This window comes from Streptomyces litchfieldiae (assembly GCF_031845365.1).
Classification (GTDB): Bacteria; Actinomycetota; Actinomycetes; order Streptomycetales; family Streptomycetaceae; genus Streptomyces; species Streptomyces litchfieldiae.
Genome location: NZ_JAVREL010000015.1, coordinates 170,467 through 191,560 on the forward strand (window position 1 = coordinate 170,467; position 21,094 = coordinate 191,560).

The window sequence follows — 21,094 nt, forward strand, 5'->3', positions numbered from 1 at the left end:
GATACTGACCGCCGCCCCCGGACCCCCGACCCCCAGACGCGACGAGGCGATGACCAGCTCACGGCGACCGACCACGCGCCGCCCACGGCGACAGCTCAACCGGACGGCGATCGTCGCCGAGGCACTGCGCCTGGTACGGGCCGAGGGACTCGCGGCGGTGACCATGCGACGGCTCGCCGAGGAACTCGGCACCGCCCCCATGTCCCTCTACCGCCACGTCGAGGACCGCCAGGCCCTGCTGATCGCGATGCTCGACGAGGTCGCCCAGAGCGTGAGCCGGTCGGTGCCACCCCCGGTGGCCGACCCGCGCTCGGAGATCACCGCCGTGCTGACCGCCATCCACGACGCCCTGCGGCAGGACCCGTGGGCGGTCCGGCTCATCGTCAGCCAACGCCTCGCCGGCCCTTCGATCCTCCCCCTCCTGGAACGCCTCTTCGCCGCCCTCGGCACCGCCGGGCTCAGCCCCCGCGACTCGATGGTCGCCTACGGCCTGCTCTGGCAGTACACCGCGGGCGAACTCCTGCACACCCACCCCGAGACCACCGGCAACTTCGCCGCCGAGATGACTCGCGCGGCCTCCCCGGAGACCTACCCCGCCCTGGCCGCCGCCATGGCCGCCTTCGCCGCCGGCCCGCCAGGCGACTGGTTCCCGGAAAACCTCCAACGCCTCCTCGACGGACTCCTCCACCCACGGGTCTAACGGGTCGCGACGAGCACGTGGCTGTCGCCGAACTGCCAGACCGGGCTGACGTGTGCGAAGCCCGCCTGGCGCAGCAGCGCGACGTGGCGGGACACCGTCAACTGGTTGTCGCCGCCGTGTGCGGGCAGCCGTCGCAGCCGCCCGGCGAAGAGGTCCGCCAGCTCCGGGTCGCGCGCCGCCGCGGCCCACCAGGACGCCCAGTCCTCGTGCTGGTGCGTCCGTGACCGCGCCGCCCGGCGTCGTCCCACATGGGCCGCGATCTCAGCGGTCGGCGCACCGTCCTGCGGCAGGTGGTCGGCGTTGACCAGTACGCCGCCCGGGCGGAGCAGCGCCGCGAGTTCCTCGTAGGCGCGTCGCAGGACCGGCTCCGGGAGATAGTGCAGCGCGGTCGTGGAGACGGCCGCGTCGAGGGGGCGGTCCAGGTCCAGGGCGGCGATCCACCCGTCCGCGCCGATCTCGGCGTCCACGAACCGCGCCACGCGCGTGTGGTGCGTCCGGCCGAGCTCCAGCAGCAGCGGGTCCATGTCCACGGCCACGATGTCCGCGTGCGGCAACCGCGTGGCCAGCCGGGCGGCCAGCGATCCCGGGCCGCAGCCCAGATCGACCAGCAGCGGCCTCGTGCGCCCGGCGGTGACGTGCTCGACCACGTCGGCGATCACCGTGAACCGCTCCTCGCGGTCGACGGCATACCGCTGCTGCTGGCGTTCCCAGCGCTCGACCCACATCTCGGCCGTCGCCATGCTCACTCCCATGCACCCTCACCCTAATGGAAATGGTTCCCATATCTCTCAGGTGAGCGAGGCGAGGACGGACAGCAGCCGCTCGATCTCCTCGGGGGTGTTGTAGACGTGCAGGCTGACGCGCACGGAGCCCCTCTTGTCGTCGCTCTCCTCCGCGCCGACCTGGCAGAGGCTGTCGGCGCGCACCATGAAGCCGTGGCTGTAGAGGATGAAGCCGAGGTCATCGGAGGGGCTGTCGCGGTGCCGGAAGGTGACGATGCCGAGGCGGCGCTGCACGCCGGAGCTGGCGGGCAGGCTGAGCTGGCAGCCCAGGATCCCGTACGGCGACAGCCGGCGCAGGCCGTCGGTCAGCCGTGCCGTCAGGGCGAGCGTCCACCGCTCGATCCGGTCCGTGCCCGCGGCGTCCAGCCAGTCAAGGGCGGCGTGAAGGCCCGCGATGCCCACGGTGTTCGGCGTTCCACTCCAGCCGCCGGGGCGGAACGCCGGGCCGCGCGCCCCACCGGCCCACACGGCGCCGGTGCCCGGCAGAGCCATCGCCTTGTGGCCGGAGAAGACGACGAAGTCGACGTCGAGGTCGGCCACCGACACCGGCAGGTGGCCGATGCTCTGGGCGGCGTCCAGGCAGATCGGCACCTCGGGTCCCACCGCCTCGCGCAGCCGGTGGACGTTCATGTCCCCGCCATAGACGTGGTGCACGTGCGTGGCGGCGACGAAGCGGGTCCGCGGGCCGGTCATGGCGGCCAGCGCCGCCGGGTCGTAGTCGCCGGAGGCGGCCTGGTAGGGCAACGGGCGGACGCGGACCCCGATGCCCTGACGGGCGAGCAGCCGCCGGGCCTCCAGCCAGGGGGAGAGGTTCGCCTGGTGGTCGGCGTAGGGGACGATGATCTCGTCGCCGTCGGTGAGCCAGGAGGCGAGCCAGTCGAGGGCCACGACCCGCAGGCCCTCGGTGGTTCCCCCGACGAAGTGGACGCCGGAGCGCTCCGGGGTGGGGTCGCCGAGGAATTCCTTCACCCGGGTCCTGGTCCGTTCCACCAGATCCGTCGTCCTGTTGGCCCACGGGTAGGCGCCCCGCCCGGCGTTGGCGTTGCTTGTGGTGAGGTACGTGTGGGCGGCGTCCAGCACGGCCTGCGGCTTCTGCGAGGTGGCGGCGCTGTCCGGAAAGGCCAGTTCGGGGTGGTTCGTGATGATGGGGAACTCAGTGCGCAGCGCGCTGTGCCACGGCCGCAGGTCCGCCGCCTCCGCGGCGAGGGCGGACACCGGGTCAGTCCCGTACGAGCGGCGCGCCCGCGTCGCGCCAGGCGATAATGCCGCCGGCGAGGCTGCGCACATCCGAGTGGCCCATCCGGGTCAGCAGCGCGGCGTACCGGGCGGACTTCTCGCCGACCGGGCAGGCCAGCAGCACGGGCTGCCGCTTGCTGAACGGCAGGCCGCCCCGGACGAGTTCGTCAAAGAACTCGTCCACGATGTTGACCGATCCCTCGATGTGCAGGGCGGCGTACGCGTGCGGGCCGGGCAGGTCGATCACCAGCGGTCGCTCCCCGTTCGATCCATCGCCGGGCCTGTTCGGTGTCGACGACAGTGGCCGACCGCGCCTCCGCCTCGGTCAGGGCGGCCACCGCGTTCCAGTGCGGCGGGCGGCCGAAGAGCTCCGGCCAGCGCTGCTGAAAGGCAAGATGACGCGTGACCTGCCCTGCATCCACCTCTTCTCGCCAGGTGAATGAATGAATCGTTCACGGTGGCTGTGCCCCGACACAGGATCCACGGATCATGGCCACCGGGAGTCGTCATCGACTCGAATGAACGGACAACGTCAACCTGACTGCCCTGACCAGCGCGTGACCCGGAACCAGGCAAATAGCCGGGCGTGGTCGGCGTCGGAGCCGGCACAGACGGACGGCGCGGCGTCGGTGGCTGACCCGATCGTCGTCACCTACGACGGCGGCCTGTACGTCATCGACGGCCAGACACACGAGATCGCGGAGGACATCCCGCTCGAGGGCTTCAACCGCGTCAACCCGGCCGGCGACGACCGCCGCGTCCTGGTCTCCACCTCCTCCGGGTTCCGTGTCCTGGACGCGGCCGGTGGCGAGCTGACGGACGTGGCGTTCGAGGGCGCCGAGCCGGGCCACGTCGTCCGCAACGTGCTCTTCACGGACGGAACCGGCGAGGTCACCAGCTTCGACCCGCACGACCTGGGCGACGGCATGCCCGAGACCGGGAACTACACCGCGGCCGACCCCCACCACGGCGTGGCGATCGAGCTGGCGAGCGGCGAACTCGTCACCCTCGGCACCGAGGAGGAGCGCACCGGCATCCTCGTGCTCGACGAGAACCGCGAGGAGATCGCCCGCAACGAAGACTGCCCCGGCGTCCACGGCGAGGCCACCGCGCAGGACGAGGCCGTCGTCATCGGCTGCGAGGACGGCGTCCTGATCTACCGCGACGGCGCGGCATCACCAAGGTCGACAGCCCCACCGACTACGGCCGCATCGGCAACCAGGCGGGCACCGATGCCTCCCCCGTCGTGCTCGGCGACTACAAGCAGGACCCCCACGCCGAACTCGAACGCCCCGAGCAGGTCACCCTCATCAACACCCGCGACGCCACCCTGACCCGCGTCGACCTCGATACGAGCTACACCTTCCGCTCCCTGGCGCGCGGCCCCGAAGGCGAGGCCCCAGGGCCTGTATCGAGTTCCCGCCCGGGCCCGCGACGCCAGTCACGGCACCTCGCCGCTCCCCCAGACTCCGTCTGGGAGGTGCCCCCAGCCGAATCGCGCGAATACGGCCGGGTATGAGCTGCGATCCGGTGCCTTGCGATGCACCGCGTCTGACGCCGCGGGCTGATCCGACCGGGAACTCGATACAGGCCCTCGTCCTCGGCTACGACGGCCAGATCCACGTCATCGACACCGAGAGCGCCGAGGTGGTGGACACCATCCCGGTCATCGACGAGCCGTGGACCGAGCCCCTGGAGTGGCAGCAGCCCCGCCCGGCGATCTTCGTGCGCGACCACACCGCCTACGTCACCGACCCGGCCACCAAGGAGCTCCACGCGGTGGACCTGACCTCGGGTGAGGTGGTGAACACGATCACCCTGCCGGAGACCCCCAACGAGCTCAGCGGCGTGGTCGCCCAGCAACACTGACCAGACCCTGATGTCACGGGCCGGCGCAACGGAGGGGCGCCGGCCCTCCGTTGCGCTCCATCCTTATTGCTGACCATGTGCAATAGGGAGAGGGGCGGCCTGATGGATGCCGTCGTGAGAGTCGTCACCGGGGACCACCTGCCGGCTCACGCGGGAGATACGGACCGCCTGTGCCGAGGCGTTCTGTGCCCCGCCGTGGCATGAGGACGAGGCCCGCGCCGACGCCTACCTGGAGGAGCTTGTGGTCCACGCCCGGTATCGCGGGTTCACGGCGGCTGTCGCACGCGCCGCCCGGGACGGCGAGATGCTCGGTTCATCACCGCCTGGACCTCGTTCACGCCGCTGCCCGACGAGCGCTGCCACCCGCAGGCCGCCGCCGGGCTCGGCCCTGAGCGCACCCTGGACTGGCTGTGCGGGGCCCGTGAGATCGACGCGTTCGCCGGTCCCCCAAGGCTGTGCGCTTCTACCACCGCCGGGGCTGGACGCAGGCCGCCCGGCCCTCACCACCCCGCCCGCAGCACCGCCGACCTGCCCCTGCGACGCGCGCCAGGTGTGTCATCGCTGACCGTCTTCCAGGAGCGTGGCGGTGGCCGGGGCCTGGGGGCGGAAGACGAGTTGCACGCAGTCCTCGTCGTGCAGGGTGCGCACGGACACCCGGTAGACGGGTTCGAGCACCTCTGGGGTGAGGACATCGGCCGTGGGCCCGGCGCAGGCCACGGTGCCCTGGTCGAGGAGCACCAGGTGGTCGCAGTAGCGGCCGGCCAGGTTGAGGTCGTGGAGCACGACGACGGTGGTGACGTCCAGGCTGCGCACCAGGTGCAGGATCTCGTGCTGGTAGTGGATGTCGAGGTGGTTGGTGGGCTCGTCGAGCAGGAGGTGATGGGCCTGCTGGGCGAGTGCGCGGGCGATGAGGGTGCGCTGCTTCTCGCCGCCGGAGAGGGTGGCGACGTTGCGGTCAGCGAGGTCGCGCATGCCCACCCGGCGCAGTGCGGCGGCGGCGATGCGGTGGTCCTCGGCGGTGTACGCCTGAAGCGAGGAGCGGTGGGGTGCGCGTCCGAGCAGCACCATGTCGGCCACGGTGACCGGTAGTTCGGGCGGGGCCTCCTGGGCGACCACGGCGATCCGGCGGGGCAGCTCGCGGTGGGGAACGGAGGTGACCGGCCGGTCGTCGACCAGCACGGTGCCGCCGCGCGGGGCGAGCGCCGCGTACAGGATGCGCAGCAGCGTGGTTTTGCCGCTGCCGTTGGGGCCGATGAGTCCGACGATGCCGGAGCGGGCTTCGAGGCCCACGCCGGCGAGCACCGGCGTTCCGTCGTACGCGAAGGTCACATCCGCCGCGCTGATCACGTCTCATTCCTCCCGTTTCGCACCGATGACGAAGAAGTCCCGGCTGTCCCGGTGCCGCTGAGGGGGCATCAGGTGCTCGAAGTGCCGTGGCGGGCCGAACCCGGCCGACCGCAGCAGCCCGGCGGCCTGGAGGGCGGTGATGCCGCGCCAGTACGGCAGGGTCCGCCCCATGCCCAGGTAGTCGCGCGCGGCTCCGGGGAGCAGCCGGGGGAAGCGGAGCAACTGACGGGCGGTGTGCCACAGGCCGTCGGCGACCAGCACCGCGCCGCCGGGGCGCAGCGCCCGGCCCCACGCCGCCAGCGCGGCGCCGGGCGCCGGCAGGGTCCACAGCACGTACCGGCAGGTCACCAGGTCGTATGGGCCCTCCGGCGGGGTGTGTCCGTCGCCGTGGCGCCAGCGGATGGTGACGCCGCGCCGTGTGGCCTCGGCGCGGGCTGCCGTCAGCATGCGTTCCGAGGCGTCCACGCCGGTGACCTCGTGGCCCAGTTCGGCGAGCAGCACGGCGGCGAACCCGGTGCCGGTGCCCACGTCCAGCACCCGCAGGGGCGGCTCGGCCGGTCCGAGGAGCGCGTCGATCGCCTCGCGGTACAGCGATCGCCACGCGTCCCGCCCCGCTTCGGCGTAGGCCCGGTAGTACTGGTCGTAGCGCTCGGCCCGCCCCTCCCAGGTGCGGGCGACGGAGGCCACCGCGGCCGGGTCCGGAGAATCGGTCACGGTCACTGGCTGTTCACCTCCGTCGTGCGTTGCGGCGAACGGGGGTCGGAAAGCCGGTGCGCTCCCGGCACGGCCAGCGCGGCCAGGGAGGCGGCCACGGTCAGCACGCCGCACGCCAGCAGCACGGGGGTGCGCCCGGCCTCGGTGAGGGCGTGGGGCAGCAGGATCAGGCCCAGCGGTGCCACGCCGTGGGAGACCATGAAGTCGAAGGAGAAGATCCGCCCCATCCGCTCCGGTGGCACCTCCCGCTGGATGGCGCTGAACCACGGAATGTTGAACGCCTCGATGCCGACCCCTCCCAGGAAGTACGCCAGCAGCACCAGCGCGGCGCCCAGCCCCGGTGACACCGACGGCACGGTGAGTGCCAACGGCACCAGACCATAGAGGCTCAGCCCGACGAAAGCGACCAGGCCGGGCCGGCGCGGGGTCCAGCGGGCCATCAGCAGCGCGGCGGCCACGGCCCCGGCCGAGTAGCAGCCCAGCGCGATGCCCATGAAGGTGTTGCCGCCCAGGTCGTCGCGGCTGACCAGGGGCAGGGTCAGTTGCTGAACGGCGAAGCCGAGGGCCAGCCAAACCACCAGCGAACCGAGGCCAGCGACGAACCAGCGGTGCCGGGCCGCCTCGCGGATCACCTCGCCGTAGTCGGCGAACGGGCGGCGCCGGGCGTCGTTGGACGGCGGGCGCTCGCCGCGCGGCAGGCGGAGCGCCAGCGCGGCCGAGCCCAGCCAGAGCAGGCCGGTGCCCAGCAGGGTGGCCGAGCCGCCGATCGCCACGTACAGCAGGGTCGCGGCGGTGGGGCCGCCGACCAGCAGCAGCCGGTTGCTCAGCGTGGACAGCGCGTTGGCCCGCTGCCGGTCCGCCTCGCCCACCACCTCGCCGATCAGCGCCTGGTAGGCGCCGCGAAAGATGCCCTCCCCGATCCCGGCCACCAGGATGGCGGCGCAGATCGCCGGCACCGACACCTCGAACGCGGCGACCGAGGCCAGGATCGCCGTGCCCCGCACGGCGCTTGCCGTCGCCAGCACCGTGCGGCGCGGGTAGCCGTCGATGAACACGCCGCCGAGCACCGCGCCCAGCACGAAGCCGACGGTGCGGGAGCCCAGCACCCACCCCAGCGCCGCGACTCCGCCCTGGGTGTCGAGCAGGAACAGGGTGAGCGCCACCGGCGTGAGCGAGGTCGCGGCCGACGAGGCGGTGTAGCTCAGCCAGGCCAGCCGGAAGCGGGCGTTGCGCAGGATCGCGAGCATGACGGTCGCTCAGGGCCGCTCAGAAGGTGGCCGACGGGCGCCAGTCGCGGCGCGCGCCGTCGAAGTCGCGGGCGGCGGCCACCAGGAAGGAGGCCAGCTCGGCCAGGGGCACCGGTTCCGCGCCCAGCTCGCGGAAGGTGGCGGTGCAGGTGGGGCAGGTGTTGACCTCGTAGACGCACAGCTCGCCGGTGTGCTCGTCCTGCGCGATGTCCACGCCGGCGAACAGCGCGTCCATCGCCTCGGCGGCCTGCTCGGCGATCGCGCGCAGCTCGAGGGTGAGATCGGCGCGGTGCCGGGTGTTGCCGGGGGCGTTGGAGATCCAGGTGCCCTGCGGCGCGACCCGCTCGACCGCCGCCACCGCCCGGTGGTTCACGCACAGCACGCGGGTGTCGCGGTGCCGGGCCGGGACGTAGGGCTGGACGTAGTACTGCTCGGGGCCGGGGCCGAGGGTACGGACGTGGTCGCGTACGGACGCCTCGTCGGTCAGCCGGTGCATGCCGCGGCCGCGGGAGCTCATCAGCGGCTTGGTCACCATCGGGTAGCCGCGCTCGGCCGTCCAGACGGCCAGGGTGTTCTCGTCGCGGCCCCACAGCACCGGCAGGTGCGGCACCTTGGCGCGGTGCAGCAGGGCCGAGTTCAGGTATTTCGACTGCCCGCGCAGTAAGGTCATCGCCGAGTTGACCACGGGTATCCCGGCCAGGCGGGCGGTCTCCAGCTGGTTCATGCCGAGGATCAGGTAGTCCTCGTAGACCCAGCCGAACATCAGGTCGGGCGCCAGGTCGCGGCCGCCGACCAGGAACCGGGTGCCCTCGGCGGTCGCCTCGGTCACCAGCTCGTCCGGGTGGACCCGGCGCGGCTGGCCGCCGCTCCGGCGGATCCCGTCGAACAGGACACGGTGGTCGTCGTCGTCATCGTCGTTGCCGAGCAGGACGATCAGCGGGGTGTCGGTGTCGGCCATGGGCCCCTGGGCCTCCTTGCGGGGGTAGTGGGATCGGGACAGCGTCAGGCCGCCGACCGGAAGCGGCGGACCAGGATCAGCAGGAACGGCGCGCCGACCACGGCGGTGACGATGCCGATGGGCAGTTCGCGGGGCTCGAAGGCCATCCGGGCCACCACGTCGGCCCAGACCAGGAAGGACGCTCCGAGCAGCGCGGAGACCGGCAGCAGCCTGCGGTGGACGCCGCCGACGCACAGCCGGGCGACGTGCGGGACGATCAGGCCGACGAAGCCGATGCCGCCGGAGACCGCGACGGCGGCGCCCACGCAGAGCGCGACCACCAGCAGCACCTGGGCGCGCAGCCGGTTCGGCGGGCTGCCCAGGGCGTGCGCGGTGTCGTCGCCGAGGACGAGCGCGTCCAGCTTCCGGGACCACAGCAGCAGCACCACGAAGGCGACCGCGGTCAGCGCCGCCGCCGCTCCCACCGAGGACCACGGGGCCCTGCTGAGCGAGCCGAGCAGCCAGAACAGCACCGCGCGGGCGCCCTCCGGGGTGTCCGAGGAGAAGATCAGGAAGCTGGTGACGGCGTTGAGCACGTAGCCGACGGTGACCCCGGCGAGCAGCAGCCGTACGGCCGTGATGCGTCCGTTGCTCCGTGCTAGCGCGAACACCGCGGCGGTCGCGGCGAGCGCGCCGAGGAACGCGCTGGTGGTGAGCGAGCTGGCGCCGATGGCGGTGCCCACCCCGAACAGGATGGTGAACGCGGCGCCGGTGGAGGCGCCGGCGCTGACGCCGAGCAGGTAGGGCTCGGCCAGTACGTTGCGCACCAGGGCCTGGAGCGCCACCCCGGAGATGGCCAGCGCCGCCCCGACGATGGCCGCCAGCAGCACGCGGGGCGTACGCACCAGCCAGACGATGCTGTCCTCCGACGGCTCCCAGGTCACCTCCGGCGCGCCCACGACGTGGTGGGCGATGATCCCGGCGACGGTGTCGGGAGGGATGGGCACCGGGCCCAGGCCGATCGCGACCGGGATGGTGACGCCCAGCAGCAGGGTCAGGCCGCCGATCCACAGCACGGTTCGCCGACTGCGCCCGGCGTGGTCGAGGTCGTCCACGTGCGGCGAGCCGCCGTCGAGGACGTCCCCGCGGTCAGCGGTCAACGCCATCGCCGCCCCCCTCCGTGGCCTGCCAGGTGAGGGTGTAGAAGCGGGGCAGCAGGCCGGCGAGCCGCCAGCGGAGTGGCGCGGTGCGGCGGTGGGCCGCGGCCACCTCGTCCAGCCAGCCGACGCGCACCCCGGCCAGGCCGGCGGCGGCGAAGAGACCGGCGGGTTCGTCCACCGATCGCCAGGCGGCGCCCGGGGTGGGCGGGCGCGCCGGGGCGGGCGGGCCCGTGCGGGATCCCCGGCGCCGGCGCCGGTCGATCCGGCCCAGCACGCCCCAGAAGGCGCGTTCGGCCCGGTGCCGGGCCCGGCCGGCCGCGGTGGCGGGCGGCGCGAAGTGCAGGGCGTCGATCACCACGATCCGGCCGCCGGGGGCGAGCACGCGCCGCCACTCCCGCAGGGCGGCCACCGGATCGGGCACTGCCCAGAACGCCATGCGGCTGGTCACCAGGTCGGCCGTGCCGGCGGCGAGCGGCAGGTCCCGGGACTCGGCCACGGTCACCTCGGCGGTGCCGGCTGGGGGTCCCCCCGCTTGCGGGGGAGGGCCGGCCGAGGCGATGGCGGCCCGGGCGCGCTCCAGCATGCCGGGCGCGATGTCGTAGCCGGAGACGTGGTGGCCCATCCGCGCCAGCAGCAGCGTGAGTTCGCCGGTGCCGCAGCCGACGTCGGCCACCCGCAACGGGGCCGTGCCATCGCGGGCCGGATGCCCGGCGAGCGCGCCGAGCGCGTCCCGCCACGCTGCCCGGTAGCGCGGGTGCCCGTGGGCCAGGTCACCCCAGCGCTCGTACCGAGCTGCCTGCGTGCTCCAGTACGCCGCCGCGCGGTCGATCTCGGTGGTTCCGGTGGTCTCGGCGTTCCCGCCGGGGATCATGGCGTTGTCACCCATCGCCGGCGCCTCCTTGGTCACCGGCCGAGCTGGTCGGCCAGCGCCTCCAGGCCGTCCACGGCGAGCGTGCCGTGTCCGGAGTGGAAGAAGTCGAGCACCAGGATCTCCTCCTCGGCGACCGCCGGGATCTCGGCAAGTTCCTCGCGGGAGGTGAGCGCCTCCCGCACCTCCTGCTCGCTGGTGTCGCCGGGCTCGTACAGGGCGATCAGCCGCTCGGGGGCGGCCTCGATCAGGGCCTCGGTGCTGGGCTCGAAGAACCGCTCGTCGGTGCCGGCGAAGACGTTGGACAGGCCGAGGTACTCCATCTGCTGGTGGATCATGCTGCGCTCGCCGTAGGAGCCGAGCGTGCCGTCCGGGCCGGGCACGAACAGCGCGGCGGTCGTGGCCTCCGGTGGCGGGGACTGGTCGGCCCGCTCGCGGGCCGCGTCGACGCGGTCCCGGAGGTCGGCGACAGCCCGCTCGGCCTGCGCCTCGGTGTCCATGACCCGGCCCAGGGTGGTGATGTCGGCGTAGATCTCCTCGATCGGGTCCTGGACCTCGGACTGGCCGGCGCCGAATCCGCCGCAGTAGCCGCTGATGATGAGAGTGGGGATGCCGGCGGCTTCCAGGTCCTCGGGGCCCAAGTCGCCCAGGCCGAAGGCCACCACGAGGTCCGGGCTGCCGCCGATGATCGCCTCCTGGGTGATGTCGGTGGCGGTCTGGATGGGTGCCTGCTCCCGCTCGCCCAGCGGTCCGGCCGCGTCGCCGAGCGGCTCGCCGGTCAGCGGCGCGAAGGTGCTGATGCGGTCGGTGCCGCCAGCGGCGTGCACGAGGGTGCCGGCCTCGCCGCCGATCACGTACAGCCGCTCCGGCGGCTGGTCGATGGTCACCTCACGACCGCAGTTCTCCACCGTGACCGGGAAGCCCTCGGCGGCCGCGTCGCCGGAGTCCGCATCGCCGTCATCACCGCACGCCGTGAGGGTCAGGAGCCCGGTGGCGATTGCCGCGGCGAGGCAGGAACGGGGTGATGCGAGCCGATGGCGCGGGCGCACGGTGGAGCGCAGCATGGGGATGGCTGTCCTTTCAACGTGTGGTCAGGTCTCGCGGTAGAGGTGCAGCGCGGTGGCGTCGGCGCTGAACTGGGAGAACGGGAAGGGCTCCGCGGACAGCGCGGTGACCCCCGCGCCGAGGAACTCGCGGGCGACGGCCGAGCCGGTCTGGGCGTACACCACCAGTGGCACCCGCCGTTCCCGGCAGCGGGCGAGGATGGTGTCGAACGTGCCGTTGCCCACGGTCATCCCGGTCGCCACGACTGCGTCGGCGGCCTGGAGCACCCCGGTCATGTCCGGGGAGACCGGGTCGCCCCAGCGGGTGGTGCGCAGGTTCAGGTCGCACAGCAGCGGCTCGGCGCCACGCTCCCGGATTGCGGCGACAAGCGGGTTCACCACGCCAATCAGCCCGACTTTGGAGCCGGCCGGCACGTTGAGCAGACCGGCCACGGCGGCGTCGCGGGCTGCCGCCCGCTCCTCCGGGACGCCGGCGGGCAACTCGACCCGGTCGGCGCGGGGGTCGGCGTGGTGCGGGGCGATCGCGCCGAGGTACGCGTCCAGCGCGGCGACCCGCAGGGCAGCGGTGCTGGCGCTCAGCAACTCGGCCACCGGCTGCCCGGACGCCTCGACGCAGATCCCCGTGTCGACCTCACCGGCCTCGAAGGCGCACGCGCCGAAGGCGGCGCCGACGCGCACCAGCAGGTACTGGTTACGGTAGGTGACGTTCCCGCCTGCCAGCCGGGTGCCGTGATGGACCCAGAACACGCTCGTTGCGACCACGCCCGCCGGGTTGGGGCCGCGGCGGCCGGTGAGCACCTCGGCGGCCAACCCGGCGACGCTCGCCACGCCGCTGGCGGCAGTCACGACGCCCGTCCCGGCACGGCGGCGGGCAGTTCCGGGCCACGGGATGCGGGCAGGCGGATGGTCCAGTCGGTGACCGACCAGGGCAGCGCGATGTCGTCGGTGCCGACCACCTCGCGCGGCGCGAGCGCGGTGAGGTCGGGGACCTCGGGGTACTCCGCGAACGCGGCCGTCACGTAGCGGTGCCCGGTGTCCGGGGCGAGGAACACCATGGTGCGTCCCGGGTTCTGGCGCCGTTCCCACCCGGCGGCCAGGTAGGCGGCGCCCGCGGACAGCCCGGCGAAGATCCCGCTGTCCCGCAGCAGGGCGACCGCCCCGGCGCGGGCGTAGGAGAAGGACACCCAGTGGATCCGGTCGTACAGCTCGTGGCGCACGTTGCGGAACTCGATGGAGCTGCCGATCCCGGCGATGATCATGTCGGGGTCGGCGGTGTGCTCCGCGCCAAAGGTGACGCTGCCGAACGGCTGGATGCCGACCAGTAACACGTCCCGGCCCGCGGCCCGCAGGTACTCGGCGAGCGCGCCGGTGGACGAGCCGGTGCCCACCCCGCCGACGAGGGTGAGCGGCCCGGTCGGCAGTTCCCGGCCGATCTCCTCGGCCACCTCGCGGTAGCCGACGTAGTGGATGGCGTCGTGGTACTGGCGCATCCAGTGGTAGCCCGGGTTCTCCAGCAGGAGCTGTCCGACGCGCTCGACGCGCCGGTTCTGGTCGAGCATCAGGTCGTCCGAGGGCGGCATGCGTTCCAGCGTCACGCCGAGGATCTCCAGCTGGACGCGCAGCGTCTCGTCCACCGTGGTGGACCCGACGATGTGGCAGCGCATCCCGTAGCGGTGGCAGGCCAGCGCCAGGGCCAGGGCGTAGATCCCGCTGGAGCTGTCCACGAGGGTGTCGCCGGGGCGCACCACGCCGCTGGCCAGCAGGTGGCGTACGGCGCCGAGCGCCGAGCGCACCTTCATCACCTCGAATCGTAGACACACCAGGTCGGGGGCCAGGCGTATGGGGTCGGGGTCGGCGATCGCGTCCGCGTAGTGCTCGTGCACGCGCCTCAGCCCTCCTGCGCCGGCTTCTCGCGCCGCAGCGCGAAGAGATAGGTCTGCACGTCGTCGCCTGGCCAGTCTTCGACGTGGAGCACCTCGGCGCCGAAGCCGGACTCGAGGGCCATCGCCACGATGTCGCGCAGCGGGGCTGTGTTGGACAGGATCAGGTACACCACCCCGCCCGGGGCGAGCAGGTCCCTGGCCACCATCTGGTCGAAGAAGCGTGCGGCGATGTCCCGGCCGAGGCAGAGGTTGCGCACGATCTCCGGGTCGTCGGAGAGCGGCAGTTCGATGGCCGGCGGGTTGAACGTCACGACGTCCACCTGCTCGCCGTCCGGGAAGCCCTCCCACACGTCGGCCACCAGCGGGACCAGCGGCGGCCCGTCCGCGCCGACGATCCGCTCGTAGTGGCGCGCCGTGGTGCGCACGCTCTCCGGGTGCACGTCCAACGCGTACACCGTCCGCGCGCCGCGTAAGCCGACCACCACGGCCTCCACGCCCAGGCCCGCGCCCATCGCCGCGTAGCGCAGCCCGGCCACCGGCAGCGTTCCGTCCAGCAGGCGGGCGTGGACTAAGCGGCTGGTCTCTCCCGGGTGGAACACCCCCGGCGGCAGCTCGAAGTCCCAGCCGTTCCATCTGTAGGTACGGTGCTCGTGGATGGCTCGGCTCGGCTTGTTGATGGCCCGGATCTCCTCGGCAGACAGCGTTCGGGGCAGCAGCTCGTGCAGCGTCCAGCCGGTCGCGGTGCCGGGCAGCACCGGCGGGCCGGGGCGGGCTCCGGTGGTGGGCGGTCGGTGCACGTTCGAGTCCTTTCGGTCGGTCACCGAGCCGCTGACGACGACTCGGCGATTCCTCGGTTGAGCACTGCTCGCCGGGGCGCCCACGGCGGAGCCTCGGCGTCACATGCCGACGGCCGCATAAGTATTACAAATGATTGTCATTTTGACTATGGCTTTGTGTCCTCACATGTGTCGCTTGCGTCACGTGAGCTGACGCCTCGGTAGGCGACGGCCGGGTTGCCCAGCCCGTCGCGGCCGACCTCGGCCGCCACGCGGAAGACCTCCCGCAGCCGGTCGGGCGTCAGGACCTCCTCCGGCGTGCCGGCGGCGACCAGGGCGCCGCCGTGGAGCAGCAGGAGCCGGTCGCAGTAGCGGGCGGCCAGCGTGAGGTCGTGCAGCGCGACCAGCACCGTCTGGCCGGTGGCGGCCAGCAGCTCCATCAGCTCCAGCTGGTGGCGGATGTCGAGGTGGTTGGTCGGCTCGTCCAGCAGCAGGCCCCAGGGGCGCTGGGCGAGGGCGCGGGCGAGGTGGGCGCGTTGCCGCTCGCCGCCCGAGAGGGTCCGCCACGGCCGGGTGCGCAGCTCGCCCAGGTCCAGCCGTTCCAGTGCGGCGTCGATGATCGCGTCGTCTGTGGCGGTCAGGCCGCGCCACCGGTCGCGGAACGGAGTCCGCCCCAGCGCGACGACCTGGTCCACCCGCAGGTCGCTCTCCGCCTCCGGCGTCTGCTCGACGAACGCCACCCGCCGCGCGATGCGCCGGGCGCTCCAGCCGCCGATGTGCTGCCCGTCGTAGCGCACCGCCCCGGCCGTGGGCGCCCGCAGCCCGGCGGCACAGCGCAGCAGCGTGGACTTGCCCGAGCCGTTGGGGCCGATCAGCCCGACCGTCTCACCGGGCTCGACACGGGCCGTCACCGTGTGCAGGATCGGCCGCCCGCCCGCTTCCCAGCTCACGCCCGCCAGCTCGATCCGCACGGCCTTGTCCGTCATATCTCCCCCCGCCGCCGCAGAATCGCCAGGAACAGCGGGACGCCGACGAGCGCGGTGAAGACGCCGACCGGCACCTCGCGCGGGTCGAAGGCGACGCGTGACAGGGCGTCGGTCCACACCAGGAAGACCGCCCCGGCCAGCGCCGAAGCCGGCAGCAGCACCCGGTGCAGGGGCCCCACGACGAAGCGCACGCCGTGCGGCACGATCAGCCCGACGAAGCCGATCGCCCCCACATACGCCACGGCCGCGGCGGTCAGCAGCGCGGTCGTGACCAGCAGCACCATGCGCGTGACGCGCACGTTGACCCCCAGCGAGGCGGCGGTGTCCGTGCCGAAGGCGAAGCCGTCCAGCGCCGTCGCGCACAGCCAGCACACCACCAGGCCCGCCGCGCCCACCACCGCGCAGACCACCACCGCGTCCCACCGGGCCGTGGCCATCGAGCCAAGCAGCCAGCGCATCATCGCCCGCGTGTCGTCGGCGTCCCCGGAGCCCATGAGGATGAGCGAGGTGAGGGCGACGAAGAGGTGCCAGACGACCACCCCGGTCAGGACCACCCGGCTGGAGTCCAGGGCGGTGCGCCGCAGCAACAGCAGCAGCAGGCCGAAGGAGGCCAGCGCGCCGGCGAACGCCCCGCCCGTCACGCCGAGGGAGTCCGCGCCCACGCCGAGCACCAGAACGGTGACCGCCCCCGTCGAGGCCCCGGAGGCGACGCCGAGCAGGTAGGGGTCGGCCAGCGCGTTGCGGGTGACGGACTGCAACACTGCCCCGCAGACCGCCAGCGAGGCCCCGACCAGGGCAGCCAGCAGCACACGCGGCACCCGCAGCTCCCAGATCAGCGAATCCGTAAGCGGCGGCAGCGGCTCCACCGGCAGCCACATCCGCCCGCCCACCGCGCGGCCGATCTCGCCGTAGGAGACGTCGCTGGTGCCCAGGCGCACCGCCACCGCCATCGAGCCCAGCAGCACGGCGATCCCGACCGGGAACGTCAGCCAGGGCCGCGCTGCCAGGCGCGCGACATGGGGCACGCGGCGCCGCGGCCCAGGTGCGGCGACCGGCACCGGGACCGCCGGGTCCAGGGCATCGGCGAGTGCGTTCGCGGGGCCGCCCCTGGCTCTAGCCGACATAGCCCAGGTCCCGCATGCCGTCCACTACCAGACCCAGGGTGTTCACGCTGCGCACCGACGGGTCCATCTCGATGCCGGGGACCTCGATGATGTGCTCCTCCCAAACAGCCGTCAGCTGCGAGGTCACCGGGTCGTCCCGCAGCATCTGGAGCTTCTCCTCGGCGCTGTCGCCGGGCGCCCCGCGTTCGGACAGGTCGCCGATGACGATCACATCCGGGTCGCGGTCGGCGATCTCCTCCCAGGACACCTCCGGCCAGTCCTCGTTCACGTCGTCGAAGGCGTTCTCCGCTCCGATCAGCTCGCTCATCTCGCTGGGCAGCCCGGTGCCCCCGGCGACATAGGGCAGACCGTTGTAGACGGAGTACAGCCACACCACCGTGGGCCGCCCCTCCATCGCCTCGGCGGCGGCAGCCGCTTCGTCGATCACCTGCCGCTGCTCGTCGACAAGCACCCCGGCGCGGTCCTCGACGCCGAAGATCCGGCCGTAGTTCTCGTAGTCGGTGAACAGGCGGTCGAACGCCGTCACCTCGGGGTCGCCGTGCTCCGGGCAGTCCACGGCGCTGACGTAACTGGGCACCCCCAGCTCGGCCAGCTCCGCGCGCGTGCCGACGCGGTCGCGGCTGAAGTTGTCGGTGAAGGAAGCGACGACCACATCCGGCGTCGCCTCGCGCACCTGCTCCCCGGTGGGGATCTCCGGGCTGAGCACCGGGACCTGGTCGTAGGCGTCCTGGTACTCCGGCGCGACCTCGGTCTTGAGGTTCGAGGTCCCCACCATCCGGTCGGCGAGGCCGAGTTCGAGCAGCGTCTCGGTGGAGGACTGGTCGAGCGTGACGGCCCGTTCCGGCGGGCCGTCGAACGCCAGCGTGCGGCCACAGCTCTCCACCCGCACCGCGTCGGCGTCTGCCGCGGCCGGGTCGTCCGGCTCTCCCGGATCGGAGCAGCCCGCGGCCAGCGGCACGAGGACGAGCGTGGTGACGGCGACGGCGCTGAGGCGGGCGCGACGGCGTGCGGGGTAGGGCATGGAGACCTCCGGAAGGGATGACTGCCTGGTGTGCTTCCCCGGTAAGCGCCCCAGTAGGGTACTGAAAAGAATTTTCATTTCATCTGAGTGGCCACACGTGCTGACGGTTTCCGACCGATGGAGGAGGCGCCCCGTGACCGGACCATCCACGCCTGCCGTGGACCACGTGGCTCCGGAGGTACGTCGTTCCGTGCTGCGTGAAGGATCCTTCCTGCGGCTGTGGGCAGGCACCACCGCCTCCGGCCTGGCCACCTGGGCAATGCCGTTCATCCTCGGCCTGGCGGTGCTGCACGACGCCATCACGCCCACCACCCTCGGCCTGGTGCTGGCCACCCGCACCGCCGGATTTCTTGTGGCCGTTCCCATAGGAGGCGTACTGGCCGACCGCTACTCCCGCCGTGCCGTGGTGCTGTGGGCCGGGCTGGCGGCCGCCCTCGCCTCGCCGGTACTCGCGGCGGGCGTGGGGCGTTCGATGGCGGTCATGGCCGCCGCCGGGATGGTCATCGGGGCCGGACAGGGCGCTTGCCGGCCCGCCTTCCAGGCGCTGACCGCCGAGGTCGTCGACCCGGAGCGACGCCAGCAGGCCAATGCCGCGATGACCTTGGCGGTACGCATCACCACGTTGGGCGGGCCGGGCCTCACGGCGTTGCTCGCCACGGCGTTGGACGTCACCGCGCTGCTGCTGGGCATGGGCCTGGTGTGGCTGTGCGCCGCGCTGCTCCCGCCCCGGGGGAAACCGGCACCGGACGCGTCGGACGGCGCTGCCGCGGGCTTCTTCGAAGAGTTCGCCGAGGGCATACGCGAGGCGCGCCGCCACCCCTGGTTCCTCGCCGGACTGGGCGCGCTCACCGCCGTGATAGCCACCGGCTACTCGGCGACCGGAGTCGTGCTGCCCATGGTCAGCCGCGACCGGTACGGCACCGAGGCGGTACTGGCCATCGCCACCACCGCGTACACCGCCGGCGGGTTGCTCGGCGCGCTCGTCATCGCCCGCTGGCGCCCGCGCTCCCAGGGCTGGGCGGCGCTGGCGGCGCTGTCCTGCTACGGCTTCGCGCCGCTGAGCCTGTGGCTCCCGGTGCCCGCCGCCCTCGTCGTCGCCGCCTACGTCGCGGCAGGCGTGGGGGTCTCACTGTTCAACGTCCCCTGGTTCACCGCCACCCAACGAGAGGTGGAGCCACGCCTGCTGGCCCGCGTCTCCTCCCTGGACTTCATGCTCTCCTACGGCCTGGCCCCCGTCGGCCTGGCGCTCATCGCGCCCGCCATCGACGCCTTCGGTCCCGGCCCGGTCCTCACGGTCTGCACCGCCGCCTGCTTCCTCGCCCCGGCGGCGGCGGCGCTCACACCGACGGCCCGCCACTTCTCCCGACGCTAGGGCCTGTATCGAGTTCCCGGTCGGATCAGCCCGCGGCGTCAGACGCGGTGCATCGCAAGGCACCGGATCGCAGCTCATACCCGGCCGTATTCGCGCGATCCGGCTGGGGGCACCTCCCAGACGGAGTCTGGGGGAGCGGCGAGGTGCCGTGACTGGCGTCGCGGGCCCGGGCGGGAACTCGATACAGGCCCTAGGCGGGGCGCGTGGCCCACCCCACCCAGGGCTTGTTGCACACAATGTGCAAGTGCCGCATGATGGCGACATGTCCGATCCAGCTGGTCCCGGGCTTGTGCCCGGCCGTGCCGCCGCCGGGCGGACGCGGGACGCCCGTCGGCTGCTCGCACGCGACGGCGCGGTGATCCTCACAGGCTGGGAGAGCACCGCGGACGCGCTGTTCGCCGCCGCGGCCGGCGCGCTCGGCAGCCGGCTGCGGCAGCTCTTCCCGCCGCGGCTGCGGCAGGCCGCCGACGCAGGGCCCGTCCACCTGCACGCCGACAGCTTCGACCTGGTCGTCGACGTCGGCGGCGTCCCGGTGCGATACCGCGACCCGGACGAGGACCACGTGCTCATCCAAGTCCTGCACGCCCCCGACTCAGGCGGCGCATCCTTCCTGGCCGACGCCTACCGCTTCGTCGACGCCTGCCGGACCGACGACCCCGAACTGTGGGAATTCCTCACCGGCTACGACATCGACCTCTACGGCGCCTGGGCCCCCGAGCTGCGCGGCCTGCCCGCCACCCCCCGCGTCGGACGGCACGTGGAGTACACCCGCACCGGGCGGCGCATCGTCCGGCGCGCCGAAGGGGCCGTGCCGCTGCACCGAGACCCCGCCGCCGCGCATGTGCGAGCCATGCTCGACCGCTTCGAGAAGGCGGTCCACGCGCTGCAGGACGGGCTGCCGCGCTTCACCCTCGCCGAGGGCGAGATCCTGCTGCTGGACAACTACCGCTGCTGGCACGGCCGCGACGCCCACGCCGGCGACCGAGCCGTACGCATCCTCACCCTCCGCACCACCGACGCCCGTTAGACCCTCTCGTTCGAATTTTCGATCGCGTAAGCCCCCGTGAGAAAGTCCTGGGATGATCATCGTCCTCGAAGGACCAAGCGCCGCTGGCAAAAGCCGGCATGTCCGCGCCTTCCAGCCGGAGAAGGTCGTCAGCGAGATACCGGGACATGTCAAGCCGGACCGCGCTGCGACCGTTGAGGAGGAGAGCCGCTTCTGGGTTGCGCGGAACGAAGAGCGATGGGCTCAGGCCCTCGACCGTGAGGCGAGGCATGCGGTTGCTGTGTGTGACACAGACCCATTGAAGCTGCACTACGCCTGGACCCTGGTGCGAGCCGGAGTCGTGCCGTCGGCCGAGTCGTTCGAACGTCAGCTGCACGTGACCCGGGCAGCCATCGCCCGGCGCACGCTCGGCATCGCCGATCAGATCGCGTGCGTCGTGCCCTCCGAGGCCGTGCTGCGGGAGCGGCGGGCGGGCGACATCACCCGACGACGCCGCAACTTCGAGACACACCTCCGCCTTGCTGGTCCCATTCGGGAGTGGTACAGCGCGTTGGGTGCCGTCGACCCCGGGCGCGTGATCTGGGACTGGCCGGACGGGGCCCGTCCGCTCAGCCGGCGCGACCGCTATGACCTGGACCTGTTCGACGCCTGGATGGCACGGCTTCCCAGCACGTGAGCGACACGCTTACCGCTGTTGCCATGGTCGGCCGCGTGGTGACGCGCATGGTCAGCGAACGCCCCTGACGAGGAGAGCCGGGTGGACTCCGCCCGGCACGGGCTGGTTCCCGACACCTGGAACGCCCTGGGAAACGCACGTTTCCGTGCGTGGCGTGAGGAACCTCCCGTGCCGTCTTCCGGCACCCACGCGCCCCGCCTAGTGTCCTGCGCCGGTAATCCGTCGTTAGATCCTGTATGAGTGCTTCTGGTGTGCGTCGTCGGGGTCCGAGGCTGGAGCCGTTGCTGCTGGACAGCGACGAGCGGGCGGTGCTGGAACGGTGGACT

Annotated in this window: 20 protein-coding genes and 2 pseudogenes; 6 read left to right on the plus strand and 16 right to left on the minus strand. The window is 72.8% G+C overall.

What is annotated here, in order from left to right; translation table 11 throughout:
• The first annotated feature begins 49 nt into the window (after positions 1–49).
• A complete protein-coding gene (locus RM590_RS24410) occupies positions 50–700 on the plus strand; it encodes a TetR/AcrR family transcriptional regulator (RefSeq protein WP_311706843.1) in 651 nt (216 codons plus the stop codon).
• Here the strand turns inward: RM590_RS24410 and RM590_RS24415 are convergent.
• The 3 genes and pseudogenes from RM590_RS24415 to RM590_RS24425 all read right to left on the minus strand — a co-directional run.
• Positions 697–1,452, minus strand: coding sequence for a class I SAM-dependent methyltransferase (locus RM590_RS24415; RefSeq protein WP_311706844.1), 756 nt, complete (start codon positions 1,450–1,452; stop codon positions 697–699). The two genes, RM590_RS24410 and RM590_RS24415, sit on opposite strands and share 4 nt — an antisense overlap.
• 36 nt (positions 1,453–1,488) lie before the next feature.
• Positions 1,489–2,697, minus strand: a complete 1,209-nt coding sequence (locus RM590_RS24420; RefSeq protein WP_311706845.1) for an aminotransferase class V-fold PLP-dependent enzyme — start codon at positions 2,695–2,697, stop codon at positions 1,489–1,491.
• A 4-nt stretch (positions 2,698–2,701) separates the two neighbouring features.
• Positions 2,702–3,104: pseudogene (locus RM590_RS24425) on the minus strand (rhodanese-like domain-containing protein); the annotation flags it as partial.
• A gap of 225 nt (positions 3,105–3,329) precedes the next feature.
• Between RM590_RS24425 and RM590_RS24430 the strand changes: the two are divergent.
• Together RM590_RS24430 and RM590_RS24435 are read left to right on the plus strand one after the other, a co-directional pair.
• Positions 3,330–4,117, plus strand: a pseudogene (locus RM590_RS24430) (hypothetical protein); the annotation flags it as partial.
• A gap of 131 nt (positions 4,118–4,248) precedes the next feature.
• Positions 4,249–4,587: a hypothetical protein gene (locus tag RM590_RS24435; protein WP_311706846.1), complete on the plus strand. Its 339-nt coding sequence runs from the start codon at positions 4,249–4,251 to the stop codon at positions 4,585–4,587.
• Between the two features lie 555 nt (positions 4,588–5,142).
• Here the strand turns inward: RM590_RS24435 and RM590_RS24440 are convergent.
• The 13 genes from RM590_RS24440 to RM590_RS24500 form a co-directional block, all read right to left on the minus strand.
• Positions 5,143–5,934, minus strand: a complete 792-nt coding sequence (locus RM590_RS24440) for an ABC transporter ATP-binding protein (RefSeq protein ID WP_311706847.1) — start codon at positions 5,932–5,934, stop codon at positions 5,143–5,145.
• Positions 5,935–5,937: 3 nt separating this feature from the next.
• Positions 5,938–6,648 (minus strand): class I SAM-dependent methyltransferase, encoded by a 711-nt coding sequence (locus tag RM590_RS24445; protein ID WP_311706848.1) that lies wholly within the window; start codon positions 6,646–6,648, stop codon positions 5,938–5,940.
• A gap of 2 nt (positions 6,649–6,650) precedes the next feature.
• Positions 6,651–7,895: an MFS transporter gene (locus RM590_RS24450; protein WP_311706849.1), complete on the minus strand. Its 1,245-nt coding sequence runs from the start codon at positions 7,893–7,895 to the stop codon at positions 6,651–6,653.
• A gap of 19 nt (positions 7,896–7,914) precedes the next feature.
• Entirely contained in the window at positions 7,915–8,853 is a 939-nt protein-coding gene (locus RM590_RS24455; RefSeq protein WP_311706850.1) for an ATP-grasp domain-containing protein, read from the minus strand.
• A 44-nt stretch (positions 8,854–8,897) separates the two neighbouring features.
• Positions 8,898–9,998 (minus strand): FecCD family ABC transporter permease, encoded by a 1,101-nt coding sequence (locus RM590_RS24460; protein WP_311706851.1) that lies wholly within the window; start codon positions 9,996–9,998, stop codon positions 8,898–8,900.
• Complete coding sequence (locus RM590_RS24465) at positions 9,982–10,878, minus strand: class I SAM-dependent methyltransferase (protein WP_311706852.1); 897 nt, start codon at positions 10,876–10,878, stop codon at positions 9,982–9,984. The genes RM590_RS24460 and RM590_RS24465 overlap by 17 nt, the downstream gene beginning before the upstream one ends.
• A gap of 17 nt (positions 10,879–10,895) precedes the next feature.
• Complete coding sequence (locus RM590_RS24470) at positions 10,896–11,924, minus strand: ABC transporter substrate-binding protein (protein ID WP_311706853.1); 1,029 nt, start codon at positions 11,922–11,924, stop codon at positions 10,896–10,898.
• 27 nt (positions 11,925–11,951) lie between these two features.
• Positions 11,952–12,752: a Rossmann-like domain-containing protein gene (locus RM590_RS24475; RefSeq protein WP_311706867.1), complete on the minus strand. Its 801-nt coding sequence runs from the start codon at positions 12,750–12,752 to the stop codon at positions 11,952–11,954.
• 14 nt (positions 12,753–12,766) lie between these two features.
• Entirely contained in the window at positions 12,767–13,807 is a 1,041-nt protein-coding gene (locus RM590_RS24480) for a pyridoxal-phosphate dependent enzyme (protein WP_311706854.1), read from the minus strand.
• A gap of 5 nt (positions 13,808–13,812) precedes the next feature.
• Positions 13,813–14,604 carry a class I SAM-dependent methyltransferase gene (locus tag RM590_RS24485; RefSeq protein WP_311706855.1) on the minus strand — a complete coding sequence of 264 codons (792 nt, stop codon included), beginning with the start codon at positions 14,602–14,604 and terminating at the stop codon, positions 13,813–13,815.
• A gap of 146 nt (positions 14,605–14,750) precedes the next feature.
• Positions 14,751–15,569, minus strand: coding sequence for an ABC transporter ATP-binding protein (locus RM590_RS24490; RefSeq protein ID WP_311706856.1), 819 nt, complete (start codon positions 15,567–15,569; stop codon positions 14,751–14,753).
• Positions 15,566–16,594, minus strand: coding sequence for a FecCD family ABC transporter permease (locus RM590_RS24495; RefSeq protein ID WP_311706857.1), 1,029 nt, complete (start codon positions 16,592–16,594; stop codon positions 15,566–15,568). The genes RM590_RS24490 and RM590_RS24495 overlap by 4 nt, the downstream gene beginning before the upstream one ends.
• A gap of 88 nt (positions 16,595–16,682) precedes the next feature.
• Positions 16,683–17,714: an ABC transporter substrate-binding protein gene (locus tag RM590_RS24500; protein ID WP_311706858.1), complete on the minus strand. Its 1,032-nt coding sequence runs from the start codon at positions 17,712–17,714 to the stop codon at positions 16,683–16,685.
• Between the two features lie 190 nt (positions 17,715–17,904).
• On the opposite strand from RM590_RS24500, the gene RM590_RS24505 reads away from it, so the two are divergent.
• The 3 genes from RM590_RS24505 (at position 17,905) to RM590_RS24515 (ending at position 20,768) form a co-directional block, all read left to right on the plus strand.
• Positions 17,905–19,086, plus strand: coding sequence for an MFS transporter (locus tag RM590_RS24505; protein ID WP_311706859.1), 1,182 nt, complete (start codon positions 17,905–17,907; stop codon positions 19,084–19,086).
• Between the two features lie 262 nt (positions 19,087–19,348).
• Positions 19,349–20,113: a TauD/TfdA family dioxygenase gene (locus RM590_RS24510; protein WP_311706860.1), complete on the plus strand. Its 765-nt coding sequence runs from the start codon at positions 19,349–19,351 to the stop codon at positions 20,111–20,113.
• Positions 20,114–20,165: 52 nt separating this feature from the next.
• Positions 20,166–20,768 carry a hypothetical protein gene (locus tag RM590_RS24515; RefSeq protein WP_311706861.1) on the plus strand — a complete coding sequence of 201 codons (603 nt, stop codon included), beginning with the start codon at positions 20,166–20,168 and terminating at the stop codon, positions 20,766–20,768.
• The last annotated feature ends 326 nt before the right edge of the window (positions 20,769–21,094 follow it).